General features: G+C 62.4%; 16 protein-coding genes. 3 read left to right on the top strand and 13 right to left on the bottom strand.

Annotation, left to right across the window (positions count from 1 at the left end):
- Positions 1 to 82: 82 nt before the first annotated feature.
- The 8 genes from AABA86_RS30185 to AABA86_RS30150 form a co-directional block, all read right to left on the bottom strand.
- Positions 83 to 874: a creatininase family protein gene (locus tag AABA86_RS30185; RefSeq protein WP_338309390.1), complete on the bottom strand. Its 792-nt coding sequence runs from the start codon at positions 872 to 874 to the stop codon at positions 83 to 85.
- 4 nt (positions 875 to 878) lie between these two features.
- Positions 879 to 1673: an enoyl-CoA hydratase/isomerase family protein gene (locus AABA86_RS30180; protein WP_338309389.1), complete on the bottom strand. Its 795-nt coding sequence runs from the start codon at positions 1671 to 1673 to the stop codon at positions 879 to 881.
- 75 nt (positions 1674 to 1748) lie between these two features.
- The gene (locus AABA86_RS30175; protein WP_338309388.1) at positions 1749 to 2468 is read right to left on the bottom strand and encodes an ABC transporter ATP-binding protein; all 720 of its coding nucleotides are present in this window, start codon (positions 2466 to 2468) and stop codon (positions 1749 to 1751) included.
- Entirely contained in the window at positions 2461 to 3186 is a 726-nt protein-coding gene (locus AABA86_RS30170; RefSeq protein ID WP_028140599.1) for an ABC transporter ATP-binding protein, read from the bottom strand. The genes AABA86_RS30175 and AABA86_RS30170 overlap by 8 nt, the downstream gene beginning before the upstream one ends.
- On the bottom strand, positions 3183 to 4214 hold the full coding sequence (locus AABA86_RS30165) for a branched-chain amino acid ABC transporter permease (RefSeq protein ID WP_338309387.1): 1032 nt from the start codon (positions 4212 to 4214) through the stop codon (positions 3183 to 3185). Before AABA86_RS30165 ends, AABA86_RS30170 begins: the two co-directional genes overlap by 4 nt.
- Entirely contained in the window at positions 4198 to 5067 is an 870-nt protein-coding gene (locus AABA86_RS30160) for a branched-chain amino acid ABC transporter permease (RefSeq protein WP_338309385.1), read from the bottom strand. Before AABA86_RS30160 ends, AABA86_RS30165 begins: the two co-directional genes overlap by 17 nt.
- Positions 5068 to 5181: 114 nt before the next feature.
- Positions 5182 to 5706: a flavin reductase family protein gene (locus tag AABA86_RS30155; RefSeq protein ID WP_018316668.1), complete on the bottom strand. Its 525-nt coding sequence runs from the start codon at positions 5704 to 5706 to the stop codon at positions 5182 to 5184.
- Between the two features lie 90 nt (positions 5707 to 5796).
- Positions 5797 to 6150: a VOC family protein gene (locus AABA86_RS30150; protein WP_183233617.1), complete on the bottom strand. Its 354-nt coding sequence runs from the start codon at positions 6148 to 6150 to the stop codon at positions 5797 to 5799.
- A gap of 675 nt (positions 6151 to 6825) precedes the next feature.
- Here AABA86_RS30150 and AABA86_RS30145 point away from each other — a divergent pair.
- On the top strand, positions 6826 to 7383 hold the full coding sequence (locus AABA86_RS30145) for an Lrp/AsnC family transcriptional regulator (protein ID WP_240536499.1): 558 nt from the start codon (positions 6826 to 6828) through the stop codon (positions 7381 to 7383).
- Between the two features lie 142 nt (positions 7384 to 7525).
- Positions 7526 to 8602 carry a 3,4-dihydroxy-2-butanone-4-phosphate synthase gene (ribB, locus tag AABA86_RS30140; protein WP_338309384.1) on the top strand — a complete coding sequence of 359 codons (1077 nt, stop codon included), beginning with the start codon at positions 7526 to 7528 and terminating at the stop codon, positions 8600 to 8602.
- Here the strand turns inward: ribB and AABA86_RS30135 are convergent.
- Positions 8561 to 9319 (bottom strand): AraC family transcriptional regulator, encoded by a 759-nt coding sequence (locus AABA86_RS30135; protein WP_338309383.1) that lies wholly within the window; start codon positions 9317 to 9319, stop codon positions 8561 to 8563. The genes ribB and AABA86_RS30135 overlap by 42 nt on opposite strands.
- Before the next feature lie 214 nt (positions 9320 to 9533).
- Here AABA86_RS30135 and AABA86_RS30130 point away from each other — a divergent pair, with 214 nt between their 5' ends.
- Positions 9534 to 9785, top strand: coding sequence for a hypothetical protein (locus tag AABA86_RS30130; protein ID WP_338309382.1), 252 nt, complete (start codon positions 9534 to 9536; stop codon positions 9783 to 9785).
- Between the two features lie 249 nt (positions 9786 to 10034).
- On the opposite strand, the gene AABA86_RS30125 is transcribed toward AABA86_RS30130, so the two are convergent.
- From AABA86_RS30125 to AABA86_RS30110, 4 genes are all read right to left on the bottom strand, one after another.
- On the bottom strand, positions 10035 to 10823 hold the full coding sequence (locus AABA86_RS30125; RefSeq protein WP_338309381.1) for a hypothetical protein: 789 nt from the start codon (positions 10821 to 10823) through the stop codon (positions 10035 to 10037).
- A gap of 95 nt (positions 10824 to 10918) precedes the next feature.
- A complete protein-coding gene (locus tag AABA86_RS30120; protein WP_338309402.1) occupies positions 10919 to 12589 on the bottom strand; it encodes a PHA/PHB synthase family protein in 1671 nt (556 codons plus the stop codon).
- Positions 12590 to 12752: 163 nt separating this feature from the next.
- On the bottom strand, positions 12753 to 14129 hold the full coding sequence (locus AABA86_RS30115; protein WP_338309380.1) for a sigma-54-dependent transcriptional regulator: 1377 nt from the start codon (positions 14127 to 14129) through the stop codon (positions 12753 to 12755).
- Positions 14119 to 15960 (bottom strand): sensor histidine kinase, encoded by a 1842-nt coding sequence (locus tag AABA86_RS30110; RefSeq protein ID WP_338309378.1) that lies wholly within the window; start codon positions 15958 to 15960, stop codon positions 14119 to 14121. The genes AABA86_RS30115 and AABA86_RS30110 overlap by 11 nt, the downstream gene beginning before the upstream one ends.
- Positions 15961 to 15982 lie beyond the last annotated feature (22 nt).

Here is a 15982-nt window from a genome sequence, read left to right as displayed (position 1 = left end):
GCTTTCCGAATTTTATGCTGTCAGCATTCGCAACATGGCAGACGCCCCGGGAAGCTTCGCCACGCAGCGGACGGGCTGACCGTCAACGGCGGGCGCTGGCGGCTCCGGCCTCGCTATCGAAGGTCTTGATCAGCAACTCGGCGACCGCCGCGAGGCACGCTTCGCCGATGGCGTAGCTCGAGCCGATCGGACTTCCGATCACGCCGTTCTGCGAAACCGATCGGATGCCGTTCTTCCACATCAGTTCGAGATCAGCCTCCGACAAGCCGCCAAGATGGCCCACCTCGAAGCGGTCCGGTCTGACGCTGTCGGGCCTAATGACCATCATCAGCGACGTCTCGGCGATGTCGGCGTGGCCGCCGACGGCCAACACGTCTCCTCCGGCTTCGCGCACCGCATCGCGCCACGTGTCGATCCATTTCGTCGAGTCGAAGAACGCCAGGATCTCGACATCCGAGGGGACAGCCTCGCGCAAGCGACCGAGCATGTCCTTCAGGACCGGAAAATTGCCGATGTGACCCGAGTGAATCAGCATACGCTTGAAGCCGTGCCGCGCCAGGCTTGTGCAATAATCGACACAAATCGCTTCCAGCGTCCCCGGCCGTAGCGAGATCGTACCCGCGAATGGCAGATGGTGAGACGAGCAGCCGACCGTGATGGTCGGCGCCACCAGCGTGTTGCCGCGGCTGCGCGCGATCCGCTCGGCCAGAGCATCGGCATGATCCGCATCCATGCCCAAAGACAAATGCGGCCCATGCTGCTCGACGGCCCCCAGCGGGATCACGACCGTCGTGCACCCATCGGCCAGCGCCGCGGCGACTTCCTCGTGGCTCATCTGCTCCAGATAGATCTGATCGGGATATCCGCGCGTCATCGGCTCAACCCTTACTGTTCTTTGATAAGAATCTCGCACGCGCTTTGGTTGAGCTCTCGGCTGTGACATAGGCGTCGAGGTCGGCCACGGTCATTTTTTCGAGCGCCTGATCGCTCATTTGCGCGGTGAGGTTGAGCGATCGCTTGATGGCATGGAACAGCTTGCGGTCTTTCTGCCGCAACACGCCGCACACGTCTCGCGCACGGGATGCGACCTCCTCGGTCGGGACGATCTCGTTCACGGCGCCGATCGCCACGGCGCGCTCCGCGCCGACGAGCTCGCCCCAGTACAGCAGCTCTTGCGCCGCCCGCACGCCGAGCTTCTCGACGGCCCGGCGCATGCCTTTGGTCACCGGTAGCAGGCCATGGTTGATTTCCGGAAATCCAATCTTGCACGCCGCATCGGCCACAACATAGTCCGCATGCAGCAGAAACTCCAGGGCGCCTCCGACCGCATAGCCGCGGACGGCGCAGACGATCGGGCCCGGATAGTTCTCCATCGCCACGAGGAGTTCGTGGAAGAACCGGATGCGCGGCCTCGCGACGTCGATCCCGACGACTTCCTTGATGTCGCCGCCTGCGCTGAAGAAGCGGTCGCCGCTTCCGGTGAGCACGATGCCGGGCGGATTCTCGTCGTCGGCAAGGCGCCGGATCGCCTCCAGCAACTCGACGATGAGTTGCGCATTCAGCGCATTGGCCGGCGGCCGGTTCATCGTGATCGTGACCAGGTCTTGATCACGCTCGATCAGGAGAGAAGTGGCAGTATTCATCAATGAGACCCAAGCGAGAGGCGGCTGCAACAGCCGGGGAGCGGTGGACCGAACGGCGGCGAGACGAGAGCCGCAACGCCCGACGCCTCGCCGAGACGGCGCGCCTCACAATCCCAGATAGGCGCGCTGGACATCGGGGTTCTCGAGCAGATCGCGGCTAGATCCATGCAACACCACGGAGCCGTTCTCGAGCACATAGCCGCGGCTGCTCAGAGCGAGCGACTTGGCGACATTCTGCTCGACGAGAAGGACCGTGATGCCCTGCTCGTTGAGGGATTTGACGACGCCGAACATCACATCGGTCAGCGCCGGCGACAGTCCGATCGACGGCTCGTCGAACATCACGATTTCTGGCTTCGACATGATCGCCCGACCGATCGCCAGCATCTGTTGCTCGCCGCCGGACAGCGTGCCGGCGAGTTGGTCGCGGCGCTCGCGAAGTCGCCCGAACAGCTGATAGACGGAATCAAGCGTATTTGCCAGGTCGTGCCTGGCCCGCTTCAGCGAGCCGCCGATCAGCAGATTGTCCTCGACGGAGAGCGCACTGAAAATCTGGCGGCCCTCGGCGACCTGAGCGATGCCCATTTCGCAGATGTCCCACGGCGGTAGCCGCGAGATTTCGACTCCGTTGATCCTGACGGAACCGCGCGACGACGGCACGATCCCCGCGATTGATCGGATCAGAGAGGTCTTGCCGGCGCCGTTGGCGCCGACCACGCAGATCAGTTCACCCTTGCCGATGCGGAGCGACACGCCGTTCAGCGCATTGGAGCCGTCATAGGCCACGCACAGGTCGTCGACTTCGAGAAGCGCGTCGTCAGGCATGGAAACCGGCTCCCAGATAACTTTCCAGCACCGCAGGATCCGCTACCACCTCTGACGGCTTGCCCTCGGCGATCTTGGCGCCGTGGTGTAGCACCACCACGGTCGACGCCACTTCCATCACGATCCGCATCACGTGCTCGACCAGTAGGATCGTCAGTCCACCCTCGGCGAGCCGGTGCAGCACGCCGACGACGCCTGCCGCTTCGGTCGGACGCAGCCCCGCCATCACTTCGTCGAGCAGCAGCAACTTGGGGCGAGTCGAGAGCGCCTTCGCCATCTCGAGCATCTTGCGATCGGGCAACGTCAACTGATCCGTCCGGGCATTCGCCTTGCCGGCGAGCCCGACATTTTCGAGCGACTCATACGCCTTGTCCCGCGCCTCCTTGACGTTCGTCGTCCAGCTGAAGGCGCCCACCATGGCATTCTCGAGCACCGACATATCTTTCATCGGTCGGACGATCTGGAAGGTGCGCGCAATGCCCATGCGGCACACCGCTTCGGGCGGCTCGCGCTCGAGCGAACGCCTCTCGAATAGCACCCGCCCGGCGGTCGGTCTCAGCGCCCCGGCGACGAGATTGAAGCAGGTGGTCTTGCCGGCGCCGTTCGGCCCGATCAGGGCGGTGATGCGGCCTGCCTGCAGTGAGAAGCTGACGTCATTGACCGCGACCAATCCGACGAACGCTTTGGTCAGGTTCTTCACTTCGAGCAGCGCGGTCATTCCTCGACCTTCCGCAATTGTGAGATCCGGCCGCGCGCCGGCAGCTGGATCGCCTCGTAGAGCCGGACGATCGCCGGCCAGATGCCGTCGGGCAGAAACCACACGACCAGGATCAGCACCGCCCCGTAGGCGACGCTGTTCAGTCCGGGGAGCCCCAGGCTGTCGCCGAGCGCCCCCATGGCGTGATGCAGCGGGATCGCGGCCATCGAGCCGACCAGCGGGCCGAACGCAGTGCCCAATCCGCCGACCACAGGGCCGATCAGTACGTCGACCGAGATCGCCATGCCCATGATCGAATCCGGAAAGATCGCACCCTGCACCAAGCCCAGCACGCCGCCGCCGACCGCGGCCGTCGCGGCCGATATCGAGACCACCAGCACCTTGTGGCGAAACGTCCGCACCCCCAGTGCGCGGGCGGCCTCTTCGTCGTCCCGCATCGCCCGCCAGACATAGCCCCAATAGGACTGCGAGATCAGCTCCGTTCCCGCGACGCCGATGGCCGCAAGCGCGAGCGCGACGAAGTAGTAGAACCGCGCGTCACCGCGCAGCATCCCGAGGTCCATCGTGCCGCTCGGCGCCTGATAGAACAGGCCCTGCATGCCGCCGACATAGTCCCACCCGCCGAACATGATCCGGGCGAATTCGGCGGCTGCGATCGTGAGCAGCGCGAAATAGATGCCACGGACCTCGAAGCGGAAGCTCAGCCACGCCAGCACCGCGCCGACGAAGCCCGCAATCACCGCGCCCAGCAGCAGACCGATCCACGGGGTGACGCCGTATTTGATGTTCAGGATCGCCACCGCATACGCACCGATTCCAACGAACAGCGCGTGACCGATGGACAGCTGCCCGCCGATCCCGAGCATCAGGTTCCACGATTGTCCCATGAAGGTGAACAACAGGACGATCGTCAGAAGTGAGATGACGTAGGCGTTGGACATGCCACCCACCACGGCCAGGGCGGCGAAGACCAGAGCGCCGGCACCCCAACGCTTGGTGTCGCTGGCTTGATCAGATGTCCTTTGCACCGAAAAACCCCCTCGGACGGAAAATCAGGATGATGATCAGGAGCGCGTAAGGGAGTGCTGTTTTCATCGACGGCGTGAACATCAAGGCCGCGATCGCTTCGGCGACCCCGATCGTCAGGCCGCCCAGAAGAGCGCCACCGAAGCTGCCGAGACCGCCGACGATCACCGTCACGAAGGCCAGCAGCGTGAAGTCGACGGCGAGATAGGGCTGCGCATCGAACAGCGGCGAGATCAATGTGCCGGCGACGCCAGCGCAGGCGGCTCCGATGCCGAAGGTCACCGCATAGACCCGAGGGATATTCAGCCCGACCACCAGTCCGCCCAGTCGATTATTGGCGGCGCCCCGCAGCGATCGGCCGAATGCGGAATACTTCAGATAGGCTCCCAGTGCGGCGATCAGCAGTCCGGCCGTAGCGGCCGCCTGGATGCGGGCCCAATCCAAGGTGAGCGGTCCCACGCTCACGGTCTGGAAGGACAGCTGAGACGCCGTCGGCCGCGGATCCGGACCGAACGACATCAGCAATACGCCGCTGAAAAGCAGTGAGAGGCCGATGAAGACGATGAACTGATAGTGATGCGGCCGATTGACGAACCGCTTCACGACGAGCGTCTCCAGCAGATAGCCGAACACGAACATGACGACCGCGGCGATCGCGGCGGCTACAACGATCGGGACGTCCCAGATTCGAACAGTCCAGTATCCGATGTAGATCCCGAACACGACCATCTCGCCATGAGCGAAATTGACCACGCGCATGACGCCGAAGATGATCGTGAGACCGAGCGCGACGAGCCCGTAAACCAGCCCGATGAGCACCCCGCCGGCGATGACATTGAGCCAGAGCGACAGCATCAGCGACCGACCGCTGATGGATGCGCGATGGAAAGTCTTCGTCTTCCTTGCATGCTGATCGGATCCATCTTGGCTGTAACGGAAACTTAGCGGCGTCGGACGTCGTCCTGTGTTTCAGACCGCCTTTGGCGCGGCGAAACATCCGTCGATGTAGACGAGCGACTCACATCCGGCCCTCGTGGTCTGAGCCACCACCTCTCCGGTGAAAATGGTGTGACTACTGTCGCTGTAAGCATTCACCACGCGGCAATCGAAGCTGCAGACCGCGCCGACCAGACTTGGTGCTCCGGTTTTGAGATCGCACCACAAACCGTCACCGAAGCGGATATCGCCCTTGCTGCCGTCCTGCCCGGAAAACTTGAGCGCCAGATCGCGATGCTCGACTCCTAGAATATTCCAGCAGAACGACCCACTGCTGAGAATGATGTCGTGCGCACCGGCAGATCGATTGACGCAAACCAGCACGCTGGGCGGAGCCGCCGACAGCGAGCAGCCCGCCGTCAGTGTCAGACCATGGCGGTTCGGCGCCCGGCCTGTCGTGACGATCGACACGGTGCCCGGCACGCTGCGCATCGCAGCACGGAATGCTGCGGCATCGAGTGGGCTCGTTTCGGACAGCGGCGGTGTTGCGGACGGCATGGCTACGACCCTTGGATTCATGGGATGGATGCGCCCTCTTTGTCTGGTTGTGAGTCCGGGCATGCAGCGCTGCCCCGGTGAACGTCTGAGCTATCCGGCTGCTTGATAGAACTGGATGACGTTGCCGCCCGGATCCCGCACCTTCACCGCACGGCCGTGACTTTCCATGTCCCGGACCGCGCCGACTTGCGCCCCCATGGCTGCGGCACGCTCCATGGCGGCATCGAGGTCATCGACATCGAAGACAAGAACGGCATCTTGCAGCTGGTCCGAGACCGACTCCGTCGGTCCGGCGACGCAGAACGCAGCCGCATCGCTCACGAACTGGATCCACTTGCCGGGATCAGCGAAGCGCACCTTCAGACCCAGGCCTTCGTAGAACTCGGCCAGGCGTCCAGGATCGTTCGCTGTCAAATAGACTTGCTTCAGTTTCACGCTCGACATCCAAACCGTCGCTACCCAAGTGCGATCGTGGGTGGATAGTCGCCCGAGCCTCTCAGCATTACTGCTTGAACAACGCCTGTCACAGAAGCTTCATCAGCATTTTATGCTGTAACGACTTGTCGAGTCGCTAGATCCAACTCTGCATCCGGCCGATCTTTGCCATTTTCTGGTTGACGAGGTGGGCGTCGTTGCTGCCGAACCTTTTGTCTCGCGCAACGCCCGCGGCGTGGTCAGCGACGTGGGACCGGGGCCACACGCGACGACAGGCGGTTGTACGAAACAGGGCAGCTCTCGACATCGATCTCTTCTGCACGTCCCGTCAAGTGACATGGGGAGCCAATCGATGGAGCGGCGGGCATTACATCTTGACCGAATCCGTGGATCAACGTCGGCCTGCATATCGCATAGGCAAAAAATGTTTCGGAAGTAGGCAACTAACCTCCTGATCGCAATGCACAATGCAAAGGTTGACGGTTTTTCGATACAAATCGACGATTTGTCGAAATCCCACAAGCGCAATTGCGGTTAGCTTTTACCACGCGATTGTCATCACCGCGCAAACGACGGTGATACGCGCCGCAGAAGACTGCCATACTTGGGAGATACGCGATGTCGACAACCTCTCTCGACAGAATAGATATCAAGATTCTCAACGAGCTCCAGCAGAATGCGAGCTTGACCAATGTCGAGCTCGCATCACGCGTCAATCTCTCGCCGTCGCCGTGTCTGGCACGCGTCAGAACACTCGAAAAACTCGGCGTGATCGATCGACGGATCGCCCTTCTCGATCCCGCCGTGCTCGGCATTGGTGTAACGGCTTTCATCCAGATCAAGCTGGAAAAGCAGGTCCAGACGTCCCTCGAGAATTTCACCCGATCCATCGACCGGCTGGCCCAGGTAATGGAATGCTATCTCATGACCGGTGAGAGCGACTACATGCTCCGCGTCATGGCGGCCGACATCGAAGATCTCGAAGACCTGATTGTCAACAAACTATCCCGCATTCCCGGCGTCAGCAGCATTCGATCAAATCTGGCCCTCAAGCGCATTTCGCACAAGACCGTGCTGCCGATCGACGCCAATCGGCCGGTCACCGTCAAGGCTTGCGCCACCCCCTCGCGCCCTCTGGAGCGCTCACCAAGACCCCGATACGACCCAACCGGTCCTTTGCTGTCCGATGCGCCGATCGGGCTCGACACCAATCGTCCCAGCTACAGCGTGGAAAGGCTATGAGGCGCCCCGCCATGGGCTCCGGCCAGTTGGCAATAATGGTGAAGTTAAGATCGGCAGAGTGCTCGATCGGCGCTGCGAGCCTGACAATCCGCACACGACCCAACGCGAGCACCCGTCGGTTCCAGCGAGCAGAGCGACCGAGATGACGGGATCGATCGAAGCGGCCCTGCAGGCGCTCGCCGACGGCGAAATCGTCGTGGTCACCGACGACGACGATCGCGAGGGCGAAGGGGACCTCGTCGTTGCCGCCTCGCGGTGTACGGCTGAGAAGATGGCCTTCATCATTCGCCATACATCGGGAATCGTCTGCGCTCCGATTACCCTCGAAGACGCGAGACGCCTGCGGCTTGACCCGATGGTTGTCAACAACGACTCGGCTCACACCACGGCTTTCACCGTGTCAGTGGACTACCGGCCGGATAACGGTACGGGCATCTCGGCCGAAGAGCGGGCCTCGTGCTGCCGTGCACTCGCCAACCCCAACGCCGGCGCCGGCGATTTTTGCCGGCCGGGACACGTTTTCCCGCTGATCGCAAAAGAAGGGGGCGTACTCATGCGCTCGGGTCACACCGAGGCCGCCGTCGACCTGTGCAGACTGGCAGGTCTCGAGCCGGTCGGTGTCATCAGCGAACTGATGAACGACGATGGCTCGGTGATGAAGGGTCCGCAAGTCGCGGCGTTCGCCGACAAGCACAAGCTGAAACAGGTCACCATCGCAGACCTCATCAGCTTCCGGCAGGCCCGCGAGACGCTGATCGAGCGCGTCTCGAGCGTCACGGCGGAGAGCTCGATCGGCCCGCTCCAGGGCTATTCGTATCGCTCGCCGTTCGACCCCATTCATCACGTCGCCTATATCTACGGAGAACTGGGCGACGGCACCAACGTCCTCACGCGCTTCTACAAACCCAACATCCTGCGCGATTTGTTCTCGGGTCAGGAACAGGCCAAGATGAACGTCATTCTGCAACGCTTCAAGGATAATGGCAGCGGCGTGCTCGTCTATCTGCGCGACGGCGCGGCGGGCGTTCCGCCTGCGCCGCTAGGCCCGATCGGTTCGCGCGAAGACGACCGCAATCGGCAATGGCGCGAGATCGGCGTCGGCGCCCAGATCCTGCGGGATCTCAAGATCAGCTCCATCCGTCACCTCACGTCGTCGACGCATCACTTCAAGGGGCTGTCAGGCTTCGGCATCGAGATCGTCCGAAACGAAGCGCTCTAACTCCAGCCATCGGCGTTTCGAAAGTCCATTGAGCGCGTCCCGCACCTCAGGCATCCGGCGAAGCTTGCAGTTCGTCTCGCGGCAGGTCTCCCCCGGGCCAGTCTGGCCGGCCTCGCGCTCGGAGAAGTAGCGCGCCGGCGATTTGCCAAGCGCCTTCTTGAACATGGTGATGAACGCGCTCACCGACTCGTAGCCGAGCGCCTCGGACACAGACTGAACCGTGTTGCCAGCAGACAACTTCTGGATGGCGACGATGATCTGAAGCTGCTGACGCCAGCGACTGAAGGTCATGCCGGTCTCGGCGAGCACAATGCGCATCAGCGTCCGCTCGCCGAGCGCGACGGCTTGCGCCCACTCCGCCACGGTCCTACGGTCGGCCGGATTGTCCATCAAGGCATCGGCGATCATACGCAGTTTCGAACTCCGCGTGATCGGAAGATGCAGCCGTTCGGTCGGCATGGCGATCGATCTGCGCGGGCGGGCCGTCGGGATCGTAGAGCGGGGCAGCGTCGCCATCCGATGGATCAGCTCGTGCAATAGCCGTGAGATCGACAGCGTGCAGCATTCCTGCGGCACGCTCGCCGCATCCATGTCCACATAGAGAAACAGCAGGCTGGCGCTGCCGCTGACGCGATTGCTGTGGGGCATGCCGCCGGGAATCCAGACGCCGCAGCGCGGTGGGACCATCCACGGGCCGCTCGGCACTTCGCACGTCACACGCCGCGCCGGGCGAGGACGAGCTGTCCCTTGCGATGGATGTGAACCGGCAGTTCGTCCGCCTGCTCCCGGGTATCCACCATGCCGGCCACGATCGGACGGTCCAAGATGTCGGGCTCGGTCGACCACAAGCTCGTTTACGATCCGTCCAGCCTACTCATGCTATTGTATGCGCATGGCCTGCCCGAGAAGCGCCCTAGAGTGCGAGATTGCCATGTTGCGACAAACGCTGAAATGCGCGCTTCTGGCGATGGCTATCTTTAGCAGCGCCGCCCTGCTTCTCGCCATGCATCGGCCCAGGCCCGCAAGAGAGGACGCCTGTGTGCACCTGACGCCGCCAAGCCGTAACCAGATTGCGATGAACATCATGTCGCCGAGCAACCTCGACAATACTGGCACTCCACAATCCGAAGCTTCTCGGCACTCGTCCACCGCCGCCGCCGTTCAGGACCAGATAGAACCGTAACCGTCGTCACGTTTGCTCATTTGCTTGCCAATTAATGAGCAAATCATCTCACCCTCAAACACCATCGGGGAAGACGGCCTTCACCGGAGGCTTACCCGGCATCCTATGGCCAACCGTGACCAGGGCGAGAGCGAGACCGCCGGGAATGGCATTCTGAAGGATTCCGGGCGGTCGCCAGATTTCAGCACGCGAAGGCTCGAGACCTCCAATGTCTGGAATTGCGACATCGGATGATCGTCATCCCGCTTCTCAAGCATGCCAAGCCGCCCCGATTGCGTTTCGCAGGCCTGCGTCGTTTGGAGCGACGGTATTACCCGGTGAGGTCGGATCAAAGCCCGGGTTGCTTGCCGAATAGATCGCCATCGCCTGCACCAGTTGCGAGACCTGGCTGTCAAGGTTGAGGCCTCCAGCCGAGATCTCCTGGAATTGGTTGGCGCTGCCCGAGAACCAGCCCGTGGCGGTCACGCTGGTGTTGGTTCCCAGGATGTCGATTTTCAGGTCGTTGCCCGACTGCAGGAACCACAGGTTGTGGTCGGTAATGCCTCCGGTGAAATCGAGATCGTTGGTCTTGCCGGCCTGGGCCGCGATCGTGATCTGACCGCTGCCCGTGGTCGCGAGATAGGTGTTGTTGGTATTGCCGTAGCTGTCGGTCACGCTCGCAAGGATTGCATTGTTGGCCTGACCCGGCAGCTTCACCGAGGTCGAGAAGGCGCCGTTGGACTGCACGACCGCCGTTCCAATGGCGTTGCCATTGTCGGTCAAGGTCACGATCTGTCCGACCACCGCCGCCGCACCGCCCGTCGCAACGGTGCCGGAAACGGTCTGCACCCCGGTGTTGCTCGGCACCGGCGCGCTGGTGATGCAAGGCTCGGAGGACGATATTTGCATGAATTGGAAGCAGAAATCGCTTCTCCGGATTCTCAATGCACACGTCAGACGGAGGCCGAGGTGTGCATGTGCAGTCAAAGCGCTTCGCTCGCACTTTTCTGGGGCAACCCTCAACAACTTATCGATGTCGCCAAACGGTACGAAGAGCAATCCATCATCTAATGATGAGGTCGCCTCGCTCAGCGATTGCTCGAACTGCCAGCTCTTCCGAGATCTTCCAATCGCTCCATGACCGTTCAGCGAAGTCAGTTTGCCTTCGCTTTCACATATCGGCCTGGTGCCACTTCCCCCGGAGGATAGAGGTTGCTGCCGAGTTGCGTCCGGGCGGGCACCTGATCTTCAGCCCACGGCTTGAGCCACGCGATCCAATCGTTCCACCAACTGCCTGGCTTTTCGTCAGCGCTCGCAAGCCACGCCGCCGGGTCTTCGCATCGCTTGTCCGACAGCCAATAGCTTCGCTTGTTCTTCGACGCAGGGTTGATCACGCCGGCAATGTGCCCACTCGCTCCGAGCACGAAGCGGGTGTTGCCACTGAACAGGCCTGTGGTGCGATAGGCCGATCGCCACGGCACGATGTGATCTTCAACGGTCGCCAAGACATAGGCAGGCAGGTCGACTCGCCCCAGATCGACGGACGTGCCGCACATCGTCAACTGGTTCGGCTCCCGAAGTCTGTTCTCCAGATACATGTTCCTGATGTACCAGCAATACATCGGCCCCGGCAGGTTGGTCACGTCGGCGTTCCAGAACAGAAGATCGAAACGCTCAGGCGATTTTCCCTTCAGATAGTTGTTGATCACGTTCGGCCAAATCAGCTCCTTGGAACGCAGGGTTTGGAAGACGAACCCGAGCTCCGAGCCGCGGTAAATGCCGCCGTTGCCGATGGTCTGCTCGCGCTGCCGCACACCCTCCTCGTCTACGAACACGCCGAGGTCCCCCGGTTCGCGGAAGTCGAGCATCGTGGTCAGCAACGTCACACTGGCGACCGACTCGTCGCCGCGCGTCCGCAGGATCGCCAGCGCAGATGACAGAATGGTTCCTCCGACGCACCAGCCGACCACGTTGACCTTGTCGGCACCCGAGATCGAGCGGGTCACCTCGATGGCGCGCATGGCGCCCTGCCCGACGTAATCGTCCCAGCCAAAGTGCCCGCACGAGGCATCCGGATTGCGCCAGGAGACCATAAAGACGGTCAAGCCGTGCTCGACCGCAAAGCGGACGAAGGAGTTGGCCGGTTGCAGGTCGAGGATGTAAAACTTGTTGATGCATGGCGGCACGATCAGCAGCGGCCGGGCCGTCACCTGCTCGGTCGCGGGTTCATACTGAATGAGCTGAAACAGCTCGTTCTCGAACACGACCGCGCCTCTGGATGCGGCGACGTCTTTTCCGACCTCGAACGCCTCCTCGTCCGTGATCGTCAGGCTGCCTCGGCCGAGATCAGCCATGAGATTGTCCAAGCCGGCCTTGAGGCTCCGCCCCTCGCTGTCCGTCGCAAGCTTTATGACGTCAGGATTGGTGGCGAGAAAATTAGTCGGGCTCATCGCCTCGACCAGCTGGCACGTGAAGAAGCGCAGCCGATGCTTTTCCTTCTCGTCGAGATCGAGTGCTTCGACGAAGTCGACGCAATAGCGCGCATTGAGTAGATAGCATTGCTTGAGCAGGCTATAGGTGGCATTGTCCCGCCATTCCGTCGCGTTGAACCTGCGATCGCCGCGCGCGGGCTCGATTCCTGCTTCGCTCTGGACGCCGGCGGCCGATTTGAGGACATGCTCGGTGAGCTTGTACAGCCGCATCATGTGGTCCGCCTGCAATTGAGCGAGGCCTGACGAATTCAGAGCCGGGCCGGGATCGGCCCCGTTACGATCGCCCTTCGGCGCCCATCCGAGCGAGCGCCACAGGCTTTCACCCGCCTTCATGAAGCCCTCGACAAATTCGTCAGGCATGTTGAATGGCCGATTCATGGCGTTCCTCGCTTGGCAAGATTGATCGGTTCGTTGACGTCCGGTTTTTGGGCCGCTTCTGTCTGGCGCCCTTTGCCCCCGCATGCACCGAGAGCTTGCCGTCTCATCCGCCGCGGCCTCAGGATCCGGAGCGGACGGTCGCGCCCTCCCTGATTCCGTCGACATTGACGCAGAGGCGCTTGATCTTGTCGTACAGTGTCTGCTTCGGAATGCTCAGAAGGGCAGCCGTTGCCTGGACGTCGCCTTGCCTGCGCCGCAGCGCATCCTCGATGATCGATCGCTCGATGTTCTCCAGTTGCCGCGGCAATGACATATCGGAGGCGCCGAAGCCCGACTTGTTGATCGACTTGCCGTCGAGGACACCGAGCACGAAACGGTCGGCGACGTTACGAAGCTCGCGCACGTTGCCCGGCCACGAATAGGCCAGGAGGTGAGACATGGTCGGGTCGTCCAGGATCGGGGCGTCGCGCTCGAAACGCCTGGCGGCATCCAGAGTGAAGTGCTCGAACAGCAGCGGGATGTCTTCCCGCCGTTCGCGCAGCGGCGGCAGCTCGATGAAAGCGACGCCGAGGCGATAGTAAAGATCGGCACGAAACAGCCGCTTTTCGCTGAGCTCTAGCAGATTCACCTTGCTCGCGGCCACGACACGGCAATCTACAGCGATCGGCTTGTTGGTGCCGACGCGCTCGATCGAGCGATCCTGCAGCGACCTCAGCAACTTGACCTGCACGCTGAGCGGCATGCTTTCGATCTCGTCGAGGAACAGCGTTCCGCCGCTGGCGTATTCGATCTTTCCGATCCGCTGACGCGTGGCGCCGGTGAACGCGCCGACCTCGTGGCCGAACAGCTCGCTCTCGACCAGCGATTCCGGCAGGCCGCCGCAGTTCACCGCAACGTAGTTGCCGCCGCGGCGGCCGCTATGATTGTGCAGGCAGCGCGCCACCACATCCTTGCCCGTCCCGGTCTCACCATAGATCGTGACGTCGACATTGGTCGCAGCCAAGGTGGAGACCAACCGGCGCACCTCCTGGATCTGCGGCGACCGACCGAGCAGGCTGGCCTCGATTCCCTGGCGGTCCGCCAAGGCGGATCGCAACGATCGCACCTCGAGCGTCAGCCGCCGCTTCTCCGCCGCCCGGCGCACCACCGAGATCAGCTGCTCCGAGGAGCAGGGTTTCTCGATGAAGTCATAGGCGCCGGTCCGCATTGCCTGCACGGCCATAGAAATATCGCCGTGACCGGTGATCAGGATCACCGGCAGATCCTGATCCAGCCGACGCAGATCAGACAGCCAATCGAGGCCGCTGCGCCCGCGCAGGCGCACGTCGCAGACCACGACAAAGGGCATGTCGGCGCACACGGAGCTGTGGGCGGTCTCGACCGAGGCAAAGCCCGAAACGGAAAATCCCGCAAGCTCGAGCGCCTGGACCCCGCCGATCCGGACGTCGTCATCATCCTCGACATAGATCACGCCGATCGATTGGTCATCGCCCATGCGGAGCCGCCTCTGTAATCTCAGCCAATGGAAGGGTCACAACAAATTCGGCGCCGCTCGGCGTCAGGTTTCGCGCATGCAGTTCGCCACCGAACGAGCGTGCAATGTGGTTGGACAGCATCAGGCCCAGCCCAAGCCCCTTGCCCGCGGGCTTGGTCGTCACGAACGGCTCGAACATGCGCTGCAGGACGTCGGGGGCGATCGCGGGCCCGCTGTTGCTGATCGCAATGCGGCAGCGCGCGCTCTGCGCCTCCTCCCTGCCCGCCCGGACCAGGATCGACTTCGGCTCGACATTCTCCACCGCATCCAGCGCATTCGCCACGATGTTGCACAACAGCTGCTCGAGCCGCGTCTGATCGGCGATGACGCAGAGTTTTGCGTCAATGTCCGTCGCGACGGCAACCCCGCCCTCCTTGACTCGCCCGGACAATATTTTGAGCGATTCAGCCACGGCCTGCTCAACGGAAACCGCGCCAAGCGGGCTGCTCGACTTATATGCGAACACCCGCAACTGGCCGGTCAGGCGTCCGAGCCGCCGCACCAGCTCGCCAATGCGGGTGAGATTTCCACGGGCATCTCCGATTGATCCGCGGTCGACCAGCAAGACTGCATTGTCGGCGGCGGTCTGCAAGGCCGCCAACGGCTGGTTCAGTTCATGAACGATGCCCGCCGACATCTGGCCGAGCGCGGCCAGCTTGCCGGCATGAACGAGTTCATCCTGCGTAGCGCGCAATTCGGCTGTGCGCTCCTGCACCCTGGTTTCGAGCATGTCGTTCGCCGCCTGCAATGCGGCCTGGCTCGCCAACCGCTGCTTGATCTCTCTGCGGCGTTGCTCCACAAGTCCAAGCGCCAGCAGCGCGACGAGGGCGGCTAATCCCGATATGACCCCGATGACGAGCGCAGTCTGCCGTATGGGCGCCTCGTCGTCGAGAAGCACGAGTTTCCACAGCCCGCGGTTGATCGGAAGCTCGCTGACGGTATAGGCGGTGCCGTTCTCCGCGGTGATCCGTGCCGTGCCGTTCTCGGACTGGGCGACGAAGGTCCATCCGAGCGGCGCAAGATCGTGGTTTCCGTAGGGCTTGGATCGCGCGATGTCATCGCGCGTTTGAACCGACAGCGGCTCCATCGGGCGATAGCGCCACTCGTCGCGAGAGGCGAGTATCGTGACCTTGCGCTCGTCGACCAGTAGAATGTCGTTGTCGATGTTGCGCCACGCCCTCTCGAACGAATCCAGATTGACCTTGACGGTCGCGATCCCCTTGGTCGTCCCGCTGTCCTTCAGGGCATAGGACAGATAATAACCGGCGCGCGCGGTGGTGATACCGACACCGAAGAATGCACCGCGACCGTTCGCAAGCGCTTCGCTCACGTAGGGACGATACGACAGGTTTTCGCCGAAGGGTGTTCCGGGCTGGTCGAAATCGGCCGCGGCCAGGGTCGCGCCGGTGACACCGAGGACGTAGAGGTTGTCGGCCCCCGCCAGCAGGTTGATCGATTTCAGATAGAGGCTGACGGCTTGCTGCAACGCGGGATCGCCGGGCGCCTCCAGCAGCCGGAACACGCCGGGGGACGTCTCCAGGAGAGACGGGAGATACTCAAATCTCGAAAGATGGCCGTCGAGTCTGGCAGCCTCGACGGCCAGCCGCTGCTGGGCCGCGGTGTGCAGATGGTCCAGTCCCCGGCGGAACATGACCGCATATCCGAGCCACGCCGCGGCGGCGACCAACGCAAGGGCAAATGCACCGCGAATGAACCAACGCGTGGAAGCAGGCGCCACCGAACCAACCTCGGCAGGCTCCTTGACGTTCACCAGGGATGAGAGCTCCGCCATCTTGTGAACCAGCACAAACCCG

Source organism: Bradyrhizobium sp. TM233, from assembly GCF_036247965.1.
Lineage (GTDB): Bacteria > Pseudomonadota > Alphaproteobacteria > Rhizobiales > Xanthobacteraceae > Bradyrhizobium > Bradyrhizobium ottawaense.
Note: the sequence above shows the minus strand (reverse complement) of the source record. Positions and strands in the feature narration are given on the sequence as shown.